The sequence below is a fragment of the Streptococcus gallinaceus genome (genome assembly GCF_024170225.1).
Classification (GTDB): domain Bacteria; phylum Bacillota; class Bacilli; order Lactobacillales; family Streptococcaceae; genus Streptococcus; species Streptococcus gallinaceus.
Map to the genome: position 1 here is coordinate 1 of NZ_JALJXU010000012.1, position 14,890 is coordinate 14,890.

At 43.6% G+C, this 14,890-nt stretch carries 9 protein-coding genes and 1 pseudogene; 4 read left to right on the forward strand and 6 right to left on the reverse strand.

Features of this window, described 5'->3' with window-relative positions; all coding sequences use genetic code 11:
- Positions 1–218, forward strand: a pseudogene (locus tag J2T50_RS10315) (hypothetical protein); the annotation flags it as partial.
- Positions 215–2,542 carry a DNA methyltransferase family protein gene (locus J2T50_RS10320; RefSeq protein ID WP_253366347.1) on the forward strand — a complete coding sequence of 776 codons (2,328 nt, stop codon included), beginning with the start codon at positions 215–217 and terminating at the stop codon, positions 2,540–2,542. The pseudogene J2T50_RS10315 and the gene J2T50_RS10320, both read left to right, overlap by 4 nt.
- A 122-nt stretch (positions 2,543–2,664) precedes the next feature.
- Here J2T50_RS10320 and J2T50_RS10325 read toward each other — a convergent pair whose 3' ends face one another.
- On the reverse strand, positions 2,665–3,393 hold the full coding sequence (locus tag J2T50_RS10325) for a pseudouridine synthase (protein ID WP_253366349.1): 729 nt from the start codon (positions 3,391–3,393) through the stop codon (positions 2,665–2,667).
- Positions 3,394–3,416: 23 nt separating this feature from the next.
- Entirely contained in the window at positions 3,417–4,571 is a 1,155-nt protein-coding gene (locus J2T50_RS10330; RefSeq protein ID WP_253366351.1) for an MFS transporter, read from the reverse strand.
- Between the two features lie 84 nt (positions 4,572–4,655).
- On the opposite strand from J2T50_RS10330, the gene J2T50_RS10335 reads away from it, so the two are divergent.
- Together J2T50_RS10335 and def are read left to right on the forward strand one after the other, a co-directional pair.
- A complete protein-coding gene (locus J2T50_RS10335) occupies positions 4,656–5,318 on the forward strand; it encodes a Crp/Fnr family transcriptional regulator (RefSeq protein ID WP_435533078.1) in 663 nt (220 codons plus the stop codon).
- 61 nt (positions 5,319–5,379) lie between these two features.
- Positions 5,380–5,994, forward strand: coding sequence for a peptide deformylase (gene def / locus J2T50_RS10340; RefSeq protein WP_253366353.1), 615 nt, complete (start codon positions 5,380–5,382; stop codon positions 5,992–5,994).
- A 30-nt stretch (positions 5,995–6,024) separates the two neighbouring features.
- Here the strand turns inward: def and J2T50_RS10345 are convergent, their stop codons facing one another.
- From J2T50_RS10345 to J2T50_RS10360, 4 genes are all read right to left on the reverse strand, one after another.
- Positions 6,025–7,014 (reverse strand): Gfo/Idh/MocA family protein, encoded by a 990-nt coding sequence (locus J2T50_RS10345; protein WP_253366355.1) that lies wholly within the window; start codon positions 7,012–7,014, stop codon positions 6,025–6,027.
- Positions 7,015–7,066: 52 nt separating this feature from the next.
- Entirely contained in the window at positions 7,067–8,308 is a 1,242-nt protein-coding gene (locus J2T50_RS10350; RefSeq protein ID WP_253366357.1) for an aminopeptidase, read from the reverse strand.
- Positions 8,309–8,486: 178 nt separating this feature from the next.
- Entirely contained in the window at positions 8,487–12,881 is a 4,395-nt protein-coding gene (locus J2T50_RS10355; protein WP_253366365.1) for a PolC-type DNA polymerase III, read from the reverse strand.
- A 116-nt stretch (positions 12,882–12,997) separates the two neighbouring features.
- On the reverse strand, positions 12,998–14,857 hold the full coding sequence (locus J2T50_RS10360) for a proline--tRNA ligase (protein WP_253366367.1): 1,860 nt from the start codon (positions 14,855–14,857) through the stop codon (positions 12,998–13,000).
- Between the last annotated feature and the right edge of the window lie 33 nt (positions 14,858–14,890).

Sequence of the window (14,890 nt, forward strand, 5' to 3'; positions counted from 1 at the left end):
TCACAGCTCACAGCTCACAGCTCACAGCTCACAGCTCACAGCTCACAGCTCACAGCTCACAGCTCACAGCTCACAGCTCACAGCTCACAGCTCACGCTGATTATGTAATCGGACGTGTTTTTTGTCAAGCACTAAAACAAGCTTTTTCGCATTTTTGTGAGGAAGTTTTTTATTTTGTTTCGGGATTTGATAAGTTAATTGTTGGAGGGGGAGAATGACACCTCTAGCTATTGATAGAAGTTGGCAATCTGGTAACGAAAGAGCTGACAACTTGTTTTTTTGGAGAACATTTGGTTTTGAAGAAAAAGACGTACTAACAGAGAATACAGACGGCATTGTCAAAGGAACATTGTTTGAGTTTAAGAATAATATTGCAGACCTTAATATCGTTCTTGTACAAGCTATCCATTATCTTTCTAAGTTGAGAAATAAAGGTGGTATTCCAATACCTAGTAAAATTGTCTTAATTGATATTAGTAAAGACCATGCCTATGTTTATGATGCAACTCAATATCGTACTGAAATTGAGCAAAACTATACAAATAGTGCTTCTAAAGATGTTAAGCAGTTGACATTGAAAAATGCAACGAAACCTGAAAATGAGTTTGACTTCGCTGTATTTCAACCTAACAGTCCCAAAAATCGTGAGTTACTTAGACTATTTCAAATTAACGAGTATCAAAAATTTGAAATCAATTTTCCAAATATTTTGGGTTGGGCAAATTATATTTATCATTACGATAAATCCATAACCAAGTCTCAAATGTTTGAGAAACTTAAAAATCCATATAATTCCATAGTTGAGGACTATATCTTACCTTGGAACGGAGACGAAACAGATTTCGATACCGTAATGGATGCTTTGAATGACCCTGCAAATAGAAAAGACTTAGGAGCATTTTATACCCCATTACCCTATGTTAAAGAAGCTACAAAACTTGTCCGCCAAGCTATTGCTGGCCTTCCTAAAGGTAGGGACTATGTTATTTTGGATAGATGTGCTGGTACTGGAGCATTAGAGCATTATTTAACTGAAGAAGAGTTAAGTCATGTTGTCTTGAATACTTATGAAATCAAAGAATGGCTTGTTTTATATAACAAATACATCGGAAAGGTAAGAGCTATTATCCCACCGCTTACAATGGTACAAGCAGGAATGGGAAACTTAGTCATAGGTGGAGATGCCTTGGCAGAAGATTTTTTGTCAATTCCAATGGAAACAGAAGGAAAACATAATACATTACAAGAAATCATAGATGACAAGAATGTTGCAATTATTGGTTATGAAAATCCCCCATATTCTAGCGAGTTAGCTCGTGCTCAAGAAGGAAATGTTAAATCAAAAGACAAATTCAGCTACATAAGAAATTTGATGTCCAATGAATTTACTGGCGACAGTAATCATGCTAAAGACTTGCTTAATCAATTCGTATGGTCGTTTGAGAAATACTTTATGAGAGGAAATAATGACTATTACGTTCTGTTTGCCCCTGTTAAGTATTGGAAATCGGTTGGTCTGATGAAAAAAGTCTTTATTGATGGTTTTCTAGCAAACAGAGGGAATTTCAAAGCACAAGAAAGTTCTGTGTTGGTCGCTTTATGGAAAAATGAGTTAGATACAAAAACTGAAAGTATTACTGTTCCAGCCATGGAAATTTGGAAAAACAATAAAAAATGGGGGACAGGAAAAGGGGTTGCAGTTATAGATGTTCCAGAAGATGCAGAGCTAAAAGATATTACGGATGTGACGGTTAAAAAAGTTTACACCACTTTATCTAAATTATACTCTAAGAAGTTACCTACTGATAAAAAGGCAACTACTGTGGTTGGATATGATGGTTGTGAAACTCATTTACGTAATAATAAAAAGTTCAACCCAGTATATAGTAAGGATATTTTAGCTCACTTAGAGGCTAGTGGTTTTGGTTTGACAGCTCAAGATGTTCGTATGACTAGAATTTCGACTTATCACGGATATGGTAGTCAAGTAAGGATAGGAAATTATGCCGAGCAAACAGTCTTATTTATCGCTAAGCAATTCCCTCAAAAGAATTGGTACGAAAGAGACATCTATTATACAACTGCTGACAAAGGGGATTTGTATAAAGAGGATACAGATTTTCTTAGAAAAGCAACGTTGTGGACTTGTATTTCTCACAAAAACCATTGCTTGAGCTTTGATGGCTCTGACGGGAAGTTTTACAATAACGAGATGTGTTTAGATGAAAATTCCATAGTCCGTAAAGAATTGGTAGAGCAAGAAAAATATGGAAAACTTGATAGAGTTGATTCCATGCTATTAGGTGTCTTTGATGAATTACTTGAACTAGCAAAAGATACTCCAGAATACAATCCAAAGTATAATTACGGAACTTATCAAATTGAGTTAGAGATAAACACCTCATATAAAGACGGCAATGGTAAAAAAATTTTCAATAATGAAAAAGTTAATACTAAACTAAAAGAGCTTAAAACAAGGCTGTCTGATTACTACGATGATGAGCTTAAAAATAAATTATTTGAGTATGAATTATTGAAATAATGAAAAGACGATTTCCGTTTGGAAGTCGCCTTTTTGGGTATTATTGAAAATACTATATCTTGTGGTTGGTGTAAACTGGTATATAGTCCCCTAAAATAAAATGAGCTGGCATCTGCTTTTCATCACAATCGAACGTCAAATCGCTCCAATAATTGGAGTTCCTCTGCTGTCAGTCGTCGGTATTCTCCGCGCTTTAGATTGTCGTCCAAAACCAAAGATCCCATACTGAGGCGCTGCAGGTCTGTAACGGTTTTTCCACACGCCTGCACCATCCGCTTGATCTGATGAAATTTCCCTTCGGCAATGGTAATCCGCACTGTACTTTTATCTGCTACAGGATCCGTCGCTACAATCTCCAGCTGAGCTGGTTGACAGGTAAAATCCTGCAAGCTGATTCCTTCTCGAAATCGTTCCACATCCTTCTCTGTCATGATGCCCGCAACTTGAGCTTGGTAAAGCTTGTCCACATGCTTTTTAGGAGAGAGCATGGCATGCGCCAGAGGACCATTGTTGGTCAGCAACAACAAACCGTGCGTATCGATATCCAAGCGACCAACTGGAAAAACCTCTTTTTGGCGCGCTGTATCATCCAGCAAATCCAAGACCGTCCGATGCTTGGCATCCTCGGTCGCTGAGATGACCCCTTGAGGTTTATTGAGGAGATAGTAGACAAACTCCTCGTAGCGCAAGCCCTGTCCCTGATAGGAAACAGTATCTTTCTGGCTGTCTACTTGGCTTTTGGCTGATGTTTCAACCCGTCCATTAACCTCTATCTGCTTTTGCTTGAGAATTTTTTTGACTTCTGTGCGCGACCCAAGGCCACACTCTACTAAAAACTTGTCTAATCGCATACACGTATTATAACACACTCCAGCTATTTCAGCTTCTTCCATTGGCGAAATAGCAGGTAGGCACCGATGACGAGACAGGTAATGGCATAGATACCAAATGCTCCTGTTTTACTTGGATTGAGCTTTTCTAAAAAATTAGGTAACACCGATGCACTTGCTCCTCCGATATTGCAACCCAGTAAGACAACCGTCATCAGCGTATTCAATAAAGGCGGCGGAGTTTGCTCTGTCACACGGCTAAATACAATGGCCAGTACCAAGCTGTAGAAAAATCCTGAACACATCGCCCCGATTGCTAAGACAAAAAGATTAGCCGAGTAAGCAACAACTAACACAGCCAGACCAAAAATCAGATAAGACAGAGATAACAGCCAACCTTTAAAACGCCCCATCAACTGACCAAAAACAGTCCCAGATACAATTCCCATCAGCTGCATAAGACTCAAGACCCAGCTAGCCTGAACCGCAGTCCCGAGTCCTGCTTGATCGACGATAATGGGAATGCGGATGGTGATAAAAGTATTAACATTAATGACAAAAAAAGCAAGAAAAGCAAGGGCCAATCCCATTTTCCAGAGAGCTTTTGTCACTTTCGGTGCTTCTACCGTATCAGTAGCCTGCTCCTCATGATGACTGGGCACAAAGGCGAGAAAAAGCCCTAGAATAACCAGCGCCAATAGATAAATCAGAAAGGCTGCTTGCCAACCATAGCCCGTCAGCCAACCAACGAGCATAGTCAGACCAGCACTTCCTAAAACTTCCGTGGACCCACGCAAGCCCAACATCTGAATCCGCTCTTTTCCTTGGTAATAGTAGCCGATAATATTAATAGCACGCGCATTGATAAGGCCAATCCCTAGTCCCAAGATAATTCTGGCCACCACCATCAACGGGTAGCTTGCAAATACGACAGGCATGGAGCCGCCAATCGCCATTGCCAACAAGCCCGTCACAACAATAGCTCGCTCCGAGAAGAACTTGACAATGAACCCATTGGCCAGCAACGTCAACATGATAGTCAGAGAGGGAATGGTCATCAAAAACTCAACCTGAGCTGCTGAAATCCCTTGACAAGCAAATTCCTTCATCATTTGAGGGAGTGCCGGCGAGACTGCAAAAGTGGAAACCAGCATCAAGGATAGGGAGAGAATGCTGATTTTTTCAATGATTCGTTTCATAATTACCTTCTTTTTCTTTTTCCGTTCATTTTAGTATAATAGAGAAAAATAGAAAAACATAGGACAAATGTCACATATAAATAGATGAATACGTTATCTTTCTCTCCAACACCTCAAAATTTTCTCCAGCATCCCATGCTCCAAACTTTTCTACCAGAACAGTACCGCAAGGATTTGAAATTGGTACATTTCCAAGAAGGACAAGCTATTTGCCACCAAGACCAAGAACTCACTGTACTGACATTTGTACTGGAGGGCAAGGTCAAAGTTGTCCGAAAGCTGTTCAACGGAAAAGAATATATCCTGGGCATCCAAGGAGCTCCGACCTTGATTGGCGACATTGAATTGCTGACAGGACAAACTGTGGTTTCGTCTGTTATTGCTATTGATGAGACATGGTGTGCACAGCTACCACTTCTCAACAAAGAGGCGCTGCTTGCTGATCCTCTCTTCTTATACCGAGTTGGCCAAGGACTGGCAACCAGCCTCTACCAGCAAAATATCCAAGCGGCGGTCAATGTCGGCTACTCCGTCAAAGAACGGCTAGCCAGCCACATTTTATCCATTGAGCACGACGGATATTTTCAGCTTGAATTGCACATTTTAGCGGACTCATTTGGAACCAGCTACCGCCATCTCTTACGAACTATCAAGGAACTATTGACAGATGGAGCTATTGAGAAACGCGGCAAATCCTACTTTATCTGCCAGGCAAGCCAACTTGAGAACTTGAGAATTCATCAGTAATTTTTCCAATAATGACTGTTTCATGTTATACTATGGTAGAAAAAAGCAAAAGGAGAGAAGAATGACCGCAATTGAAACAATGATTAAAGCTAGCCATCTGATTGACATGGATGATATTATTCGTGAAGGACACCCAACATTACGCGCTGTCGCTGAGGAAGTGACCTTTCCTCTATCAGACGAAAATATCCTCTTAGGGGAAAAAATGATGCAATTTCTCAAGCATTCACAAGACCCTGTCATGGCTGAAAAATTAGGCTTACGTGGAGGAGTTGGCCTGGCTGCGCCACAGATTGATGTATCTCGTCGCATCATCGCAATATTGGTGCCAAATCCTGAAGACGAAGAAGGCAATCCACCAAAACAAGCCTATGCCTTTCAAGAAGTCATGTACAACCCTAAAATCGTGGCCCACTCTGTACAAGAAGCCGCTGTCGAAGGGGGCGAAGGCTGTTTATCAGTTGACCGCGAAGTACCCGGCTACGTTGTCCGCCATGCGCGTGTTACGGTAGAATACTTTGATAAGACAGGTCAAAAACACAAAATCAAACTCAAAGGTTTTAACGCTATCGTCGTTCAACATGAAATCGACCACATCAATGGTATTATGTTCTACGACCGCATTGACCCGCAGCATCCCCTAGCCATCAAAGAGGGACTCTTGATCATCGAATAAAAAAAGCAGACTAGGTCTGCTTTTTTGTTTCTATTCTTCCTCTGGGTAAGTCATTCCCCATTCTTCACGGAGGTCTGTCATCATGCGCATGACATCACGCGAATAGTTCAGGTAAGTGTGGTTTTTGGCCCCGGCAATACTTGCTTCCATGTCCAGAACTTCATATTGCAAGGCTTGGTCGGTAGCCCCTACTTCAATCGTTTCCTGTTTACCCGTATCCGTATAAGTAATAACCGCCTTTTGTCCACGAGGGTATTCGTAGAGTTCGATGTAGGCCTTATCATAGGCCAAAAGTCCACGTTTAGGCTGTTTGGCATGCAAGGATAGGGTGACCGTCGCCATCTGGCCATCTGGATTTGTTAAAAGAATGCCAACCTGCTCATCTACACCTGTCGGAGCAAATTTTACCTGCGACGCTAACTGGTCTGGGCTAGAAGACATAAACCAACGCACAAATGACAAGGCATAGACACCAATATCCAGCAAAGCTCCACCAGCTAGGTCACGGTTGAAAAAGCGGTTATTCATATCGTATTCTTTGTAACTACCGAAATTCATCTGAATCATCTTCAACTCACCAAAGGCACCACTGTCTGCCATACTCTTCAACTGACGATAGATGGGCATATGGAAAATCGTCATGGCTTCTGCCAACAGCACATGGTTCTCCTCAGCTAATTGAATCGCTTCTTCCAATTCTTGACTGTTCAGCGTAATGGATTTTTCACATAAAACATGCTTGCCTGCTGCCAAGGCTTGGCGGAGGTAGTTGATATGGGTATTATGCGGTGTCGAAATGTAGATAATATCCACTTCTGGGTCTGCAAATACATCTTCTATTTTTTCATAAACTTTTTCAATTCCATACTTTTGTGCAAAGGCAAGGCCTTTTTCATGCGTGCGATTGGCTACCGAGTAGAGATTACCACCCAGCGCTTGCAAGGCTTGAGCCAACTCATTGGCGATAACGCCTGTTCCTAAGGTTGCCCACTTGTACTGAATCTGTTTTCCTGTGTCCATATTGACTCCTATCTATGCAGAAAAAGCAGACGGAAATCCATCTGCTTGGTGATTAAATCGCCCAATCGCCTTTACGGAAGATTGGCACAACAGTTCCGTCTTCGCGGATACCGTCGATATCCATTTGGTCTGAGCCAATCATGAAGTCCACGTGAACGTCTGAACGGTTGAGACCGATTGCTTCCAACTCTTCTTCTGACATTTCAGTTCCACCTTCCACACAGAAAGCGTAGGCTGCGCCGATTGCCAAGTGGTTTGAGGCATTCTCATCAAACAAGGTTGTAAAGAAGGTAATATTTGATTGTGAAATTGGACTCTTATCTGGCACCAAGGCTACTTCTCCCAAAGCACGAGCTCCTTTGTTGTCAAAGACCAATTTCTTCATCACTTCGTCACCTTTTTCAGCTGACACATCAACAATTTCGCCATCTTTAAAGGTTACTTTAATGCCTTCGATGATGTTGCCGTTGTAGCTGAGTGGTTTTGTAGAAGTCACATAACCGTCTGCTACACGGAAATCTGGTGCAGTGAAGACTTCTTCTGTTGGCATATTGGCGATGAAGTGCTCGCCTTGAGCATTGTAGCTACCAGCTGCTTCCCATGAATGGTGTTTTGGTAAGCCAAGTGTCAAGTCTGTACCTGGTGCTGTGTAATGCAATTTTACAAACTGCTCATCGTTCAAGACTTTTGCTTTGGCATTAAGGCGGTCTTCGTGCTCAGCCCAAGCTTGAATTGGGTCTTCTTCGTAGATGCGGCAAGTTTTGAAAATTTGATCCCATAGAAGATCCATCGCTTCTTCTTCGCTAGCTGCTTGAGGGAACACTTTTTGCGCCCAAGCAGAACCTGCTGCTGAAGCCAATGTCCAGCTGACTTTATTGGCTTGTGTTGCGATACGCAATGGTTTCAAAGCGATGCTTGCTGCGCGTGCTGCTTTTGATAATTTCTCAGGATCAACACCGTCAAGAGCGGCTGGATCTTCTGACAAAATCACCAAACGGCTGGCTTTGTTATCCAACCAGTAGTTCATTTCTGCCACCTTGTAATCTGGCACAGTTTCCAAACGTTCTGTTGGGAGGTTGAGGTAGTTTTGACGGGTAATAAAGTCATCATTCCATTGAACGAGGACTTCCTTGGCACCGAGAGTGTAAGCTTCTTTGACCAAGAGACGAGCCAATTCGGCTTGGTCTACACTGATACGAAGAACAATGGTATGTCCTTCTTGAACATTGATACCCGTAGAGACGAGCAACTTAGCATATTTTGCAAGGTTTTCTTTGAAGTTTGGTAAAACCATGGGAATCTCCTTTAATATAATACAAAAAATAGTATACCATATTCCCCATAAATAAGCGACCAGTCTGTGTTTAGCTTATGTCGAGTTCAGGTTTTATTTTCTAAACAATCCACAATCAGCTCCACAAAAAAAACAGCTCCGCCGTCAAAGCTTATTGCTCCGAGCAAAACTGTTTTCTTTAAAATAAATCATCAAAAAGACTGAGTTGATTGTCCTCAGGCATATTGCCCAAGATGCCCATTTCATCCATCTTTTCAACCAAGGTAGAGGAAAGTCCGCCACGTTTGCGGAGCTCTGTCTTGGACAGGAACTCACCATCTTTGCGGGCAGCAACAACCTGCTTGGCAACGTTCTCTCCCAGACCATCCATGGCTACAAATGGTGGAATCAGTGTATCGCCTTCAATTCTGAAGTCAATAGCTTCTGACTCATAAAGGTCCAACTTCCCAAATTTGAAGCCACGTTCCAGCATTTCATTGACAATTTCCAAGGTGGTGTAGAGGTCAATTTCCACATTGGAAGCCTCGTTGCGCTGGCGCTTGTCGGAGATTTCCTTGAGCTTGGCCTTAACCTTGTCCAATCCACCTGACATGGTCGCCAAATCAAAGGCCTTGGCACGGATGGAGAAGTAGGCACAATAGTAGAAAAGTGGGTGATGTACCTTAAAGTAGGCCACCCGAAGGGCCATCATAACGTAAGCAGCCGCGTGAGCTTTGGGGAACATGTATTTGATTTTTCCACAGGACTCGATATACCAGTCAGGAACATTATTTTCCTTCATAGCCTGGATATAGCCATTTCGCTCTTCTTCCGAAATCTTAAGCCAAGCTCCCTTACGCACCCGTTCCATGATAGTAAAGGCCATTTTAGGTTCCAAGCCTGCGTGCATGAGATAAACCATGATGTCATCTCGACAACCGATTACCGTAGACAGGTCGGCAATACCAGCCTTTATCAAATCTTGGGCATTTCCCAGCCAAACGTCGGTACCGTGTGAAAGACCTGATAACTGTAAGAGCTCCGCAAAGGTCGTTGGTCGTGTTTCTTCCACCATACCTCGAACGAAGTTGGTTCCAAATTCTGGAATCCCCAACATACCTGTCGGTGTGCCAATCTGTTCTGGCGTGACTCCCAAAATCTCTGTTCCAGAAAAGAGCGCCATAACTCCCTTATCGTCAGCAGGAATGGTATTGGGATCAATCCCTGACAAGTCCTGCAACTTCCGAACCATAGTCGGATCATCATGTCCTAGAACATCGAGTTTTAGGACGTTTTCATCAATATCATGGAAGTTAAAGTGAGTAGTTTGCCAAGCAGCCTCAAGGTCATCTGCTGGATACTGGACCGGCGTAAAGTCATATACGTCCATATAGTCAGGAATAACAACAATACCACCAGGATGCTGGCCTGTATTTCGCTTAACGCCTGCGGCACCAGCCGCCAAGCGTTCCACCTCTACATCACGGTAGAACTTCCCATAATCCCGCTCGTACCCTCGGACAAATCCATAGGCCGTTTTGGCCGCAACCGTACCCACAGTCCCTGCACGAAAGGCGTATTGTTCCCCAAAAATATCCCGAACATCCAAGTGAGCAGACGGCTGATCTTCACCCGAGAAGTTCAAGTCGATATCGGGAACCTTATCCCCATCAAAACCAAGGAAGGTCTCAAAGGGAATGTCCTGTCCGTTTTTTGCCAACTTGTGACCACATTCTGGACAGTCCTTGTCTGGCATATCAAAGCCCGAACCATAGGAACCGTCCGTGATAAACTCACTATACTTACACTCTGGACAGACATAGTGAGGCGGCATGGGATTCACCTCTGTAATCCCGATCATGGTCGCCACAAAACTAGAACCAACAGACCCCCGCGAACCAACCAGATAACCCCGCTGATTGGAACGGTGTACTAGCATCTGAGAGGCTAGGTAAATCACGGCAAATCCATTCCCCAAAATCGACGTTAATTCTTTTTCAATCCGTCGGTCGATAATATCTGGCAAGGGATTCCCATAAATTTCAAAAGCTTTTTTGTAGGTCAATTCTGCGACCGTTTCCTCCGCTTTTTCGATATAAGGAGTATAGAGGTCACGCTTGACGACTTCGACTTCTTCGAAGCGCTCCAGCATAAGATTTGGATTTTGGATGACAATTTCACGCGCTAAGGCCTCACCCAAAAAGGCAAATTCATCCAGCATTTCATTGGTCGTCCGGAAATGCGCCTTAGGAAGCGGAGCAGGTTGCGCGGCTTCTCCGTGACCAATTGGTCGGTTAATCATAGCTCCTTGCCCTTGGGCGCGAACGATGATTTCACGATAAATTTCTTCTTCTGGGTCAATATAATGAACATTCCCCGTTGCAAGGACGGGCAATCCTGTACGACGCCCAACTTCAATCAAGTTTTTTATTAGCTCATGGATTTCATCCATATTTTTGAACTGCTCACGGGCGATGAGGGGCTCATACAAGGCTGGCGGCATGATCTCAATGAAGTCATAATAAGCTGCAGCCTTAACCGCTTCGTCCAAGCCCTTGGACACCAAAACATCAAATACTTCACCCTCTTGGCAAGCCGTCCCCAAAATCAATCCCTCGCGGTGTGCATCCAGAACCGTTCGTGGTATCCGCGGCACACCTTCAAAATACTTGGTATTGGACAGCGAGACCAGTTTGAAAATATTTTTCAGACCTGTTTGGTTGATAACATAGAGAGTCGCATGCTTGACACGAGATTTTTTATAGGAATCCTCGGCAATCAAGCTGGTATTCAGTTGATTGAGGTTGAAAAGACCATGTTTTTCATAGGTTTCATTGAGGAAGATGAAGAGCAGACGCCCTGTTGCTTCCGCATCATAATTGGCCATGTGGTGGTGCTCCAAGGCAACGCCGAACCGCTTGGTCAAGGGGCCCAAACCATGGCGCTTGTACTCCGGGTAAAGATTACGGGCAAATTCTAGCGTATCGATGACCGGCTGACTAATCAAGGGCAGGTTATGGCGTTGGTAATTGGCATCCATAAAGCCCACGTCAAAGCTGGCATTATGGGCAACCAGGACCGCACCTTCACAAAATTCTTGGAAAGAACGAAGAACCTGCTCGATCGGACGTGCATTGCGGACATGCTCATCTGTAATCCCCGTCAAATCCGTCGTAAAGGCTGACAAAGGATGACCTGGATTGATAAACTCATCGAACTCACCGATGATGTTCCCCTTGTACATTTTCGAAGCAGCAATCTGAATCAAGTCATTGTAGACCGCAGAAAGTCCTGTTGTCTCCACGTCGAAGACCACATAGGTCGCTTCTTTTAGGTCGACATCTGCTTCATTGTAGACGATTGGAACGCTGTCTTCTACGACATTGGCTTCCATCCCGAAGATCGGCTTAATCCCTGCTTTTCGAGCAGCATGGTAGCCGTGTGGGAAGGATTGAACATTTCCGTGGTCCGTAATAGCAATAGCCTTGTGGCCCCATTTGGCCGCACGTGCCACCAAGTCTTCAACCGGAGGCAAGGCATCCATGGTCGACATGTTGGTATGCGCATGAAATTCAATCCGTTTTTGGTCTTCTGGCATCAAATCCTTGCGGATGTCATGCTTGACTTCCTGTACTTCTTGCACATTCATGGTCAAGTCACGTGTGAAATTATTGGTCTCCACATTTCCACAAACACGCAGCCAATTCCCCTTTTTGACCATGTCAAACTTTTGGGCCTCTTCTTCATTTTTGGCCCATTTTTGTAAAGTAAATGACGAAGTGTAGTCTGTCATCTTGAAATTGATGATAACGCGTCCCGTCCTCGTCACCTTGTGCTCCGCTTCAAAAACCAACCCTTCAAAAACAATGCGATTTTCTTCGGTAGTCACCTCAATCATCGGTGTGATTTCTGCTTTATCCAAATTAACCTTGGCAGGGCGAGACTTCTTAAACTCTTGGAAAGAAGATTGCGGAGCGGCTTCCGGCGGTGGAGCCATTTGAGCCAGTTGCTCTTGAGCTTCTAGATTTTCCAAATTAGCCTTGTGGTAAATTTCAGCATTGGACGCTTGGAAATTTTCCTGCTGCTGCTGAGTCATTTCTTGGCAAATCCGCAAGTCAATCTTAATCCCTGCAAAACCAAACCGCTCAAACTGCTGCACCAAATTTGGCAAATGATTTTTCCGAAAATGAGGCGTATCAATGGTTTCAGGTCCCTTCACATACAGAGTTCCGTCCTCAAATTCCACTTCCAGACCTTGAAAAAGCGCCTTAAAGCCTGCACTCTGACACAATTCTTCGCTAAAGGCTTCCTGATAGTAAGCCTGCAAAATAGCCGCTTCAAAACGAGGCTGCCCCGTCACAATCTGAAAACGGGCCTGATTGCCAGTCTTAGAAAATTCATTGACCAAACGCGCCTTAAAATGCTGGTAATCCGCAATATCCAGCGTCTCATCTAGTCGAAAGGTAAAATCCCAAATCTTACTCACCTTATGAAGGACGACTTGCTCAATCTTCCCAGTCGAAAAAACACTTGAGCCCATCGCTTCAAGTGGCATCCCAATCTGTTGCAATAAAAGTTGAAATTTATCAGACATGGTTTCTCTTTTCTCCTAGTTTATCTTTTCATTCTACCACAATCCGGCCCATTTTTCGAGGAGGAGACTGCAATGAAAAAAAGAGAGAGGATATCATCCCACTCTCTTTCATGATCTTACTGTTCTTGCGTCAAAATTTGCAAGGTTTCAAGAAGTTGATCCACGTGAACTTCCACGGTATCACCACTTCCTTTGATTTTCACTTCAACAATACCGTCAGCGGCTTTCTTACCAACTGTCACACGGATTGGCAAACCAATCAAGTCGCTATCTGAGAATTTAGATCCAACACGTTCATTACGGTCGTCTGTCAAGACTTCATAACCTGCACCAACCAAGCTTGCTTCGATTTGGCTTGTCAATGCCATAGCAGCTTCGTCCTTGATATTGACAGGGATGAGGTGGACATCAAACGGCGCCAATTCTTTAGGGAAGTTGATTCCCCATGCAAAACGGAAGTCACCTTTTGGTGTCTTATTCACGAAGAGACGAGCATGTTGTTCCAAGACAGCTGACAAGAGACGGCTAACACCGATTCCGTAACAGCCCATGATAATAGACATAGAGCGACCATTTTCATCCAAGATATTTGCATTCATGCTATCTGTATAGCGTGTGCCAAGCTTGAAGATATGCCCAATCTCAATACCGCGGGCAAAGTTCAAGACACCTTTTCCATCTGGAGAAATTTCGCCTTCTTTTACTTCGCGGATATCCACATATTCCGTCACTTGGAAGTCACGACCTGCATTTGCACCAGTGTAATGGAAGCCATTTTCATTGGCACCGACAACTGCATTTTTCACATCAGCCACTTTGCGGTCTGCAATGACCGTCACGTCTTCTGGCAAGCCAACTGGACCAAGTGAGCCAAAGTTTGCCCCAAATAGTTTTTCAGCAGCCACTTCTGTTGCTACATCCAAAAAGTCTGCAGCCAAGTGGTTTTTCAATTTCACATCGTTCACTTGGTCGTTGCCAACAAGAAGTACCACAACAGGTTTTTCATCTGCCATGAAGAGCATGGTTTTGATTGTCTCTTCTTCTGCAACCTTCAAGAATGCAGCCACTTCATCAATTGATTTGCAGTCAGGTGTTTCGACCTTGACCAAGTCCTCTTCCGCAACAACTTTTGTAGATGGTTTGTACTCATTTGTTGCCATTTCAAGATTGGCTGCGTAGTCAGATTCTGTCGAATAAGCAATCGTATCTTCACCAGATACAGACCATTTGAGCAATTCTGCCTTGATTTCTTCCAAGACATCTGCCGGAATTTCGTCGAAAGAGGCAACTGACTTATCTAAAACAACCCAACGGTCCAAGTCAGTGCGGTCTGGAGTGATAGCCATAAACTCTTGGCTATCCTTACCACCCATGGCACCACCATCACCGATAATGGCCTTGAAATCAAGTCCGCTACGTGTGAAAATCGCTTCATAGGCACGTTTGTAGTCATCGTAGGTCTCATCCAAGCTTTCATAATTAGCGTGGAATGAATACCCATCTTTCATGATGAACTCACGACCGCGGAGCAAACCATTACGAGGACGTTTTTCATCACGGTATTTTGGTTGAATTTGGTAAATGTTGAGCGGCAACTGTTTGTAAGATTGGATAGCATCACGCGCCAACAAAGTCACTGTTTCTTCATGAGTTGGTCCCAAGATAAAGTCTGAACCTTCACGGTTTTTCAACTTGTAAAGGTCATCACCGTAAGTGTCGTAACGCCCAGATTCACGCCAGATATCAGCCGACAAAAGAGCTGGCGCTAAAAATTCAACCGCACCAATCTTATCAAACTCTTCGCGCATGATAGTTTTTGCCTTTTCAATCACGCGGTTGGCAAGTGGCAAGTAACTGTAGATACCAGCAGAGATTTGGCGGACATAACCAGCACGCAACAAGAGGGCGTGGCTGATAACTTGAGCATCGCTAGGCATTTCACGTAGCGTTGGAATAAGCATTTTTGATTGTTTCATAATGTACATAATCCCGACAATCGAGAGCTGCAA

What these genes read in the sequence shown, in the direction of transcription:
- J2T50_RS10350 (WP_253366357.1), bottom strand. Translation starts at nt 8,308, where the DNA reads ATGGTTTTACCAAACTTCAAAGAAAACCTTGCAAAATATGCTAAGTTG.
- J2T50_RS10335 (WP_435533078.1), top strand. Translation starts at nt 4,656, where the DNA reads ATGAATACGTTATCTTTCTCTCCAACACCTCAAAATTTTCTCCAGCAT.
- J2T50_RS10325 (WP_253366349.1), bottom strand. Translation starts at nt 3,393, where the DNA reads ATGCGATTAGACAAGTTTTTAGTAGAGTGTGGCCTTGGGTCGCGCACA.
- J2T50_RS10320 (WP_253366347.1), top strand. Translation starts at nt 215, where the DNA reads ATGACACCTCTAGCTATTGATAGAAGTTGGCAATCTGGTAACGAAAGA.
- J2T50_RS10360 (WP_253366367.1), bottom strand. Translation starts at nt 14,857, where the DNA reads ATGAAACAATCAAAAATGCTTATTCCAACGCTACGTGAAATGCCTAGC.
- def (WP_253366353.1), top strand. Translation starts at nt 5,380, where the DNA reads ATGACCGCAATTGAAACAATGATTAAAGCTAGCCATCTGATTGACATG.
- J2T50_RS10355 (WP_253366365.1), bottom strand. Translation starts at nt 12,881, where the DNA reads ATGTCTGATAAATTTCAACTTTTATTGCAACAGATTGGGATGCCACTT.
- J2T50_RS10330 (WP_253366351.1), bottom strand. Translation starts at nt 4,571, where the DNA reads ATGAAACGAATCATTGAAAAAATCAGCATTCTCTCCCTATCCTTGATG.
- J2T50_RS10345 (WP_253366355.1), bottom strand. Translation starts at nt 7,014, where the DNA reads ATGGACACAGGAAAACAGATTCAGTACAAGTGGGCAACCTTAGGAACA.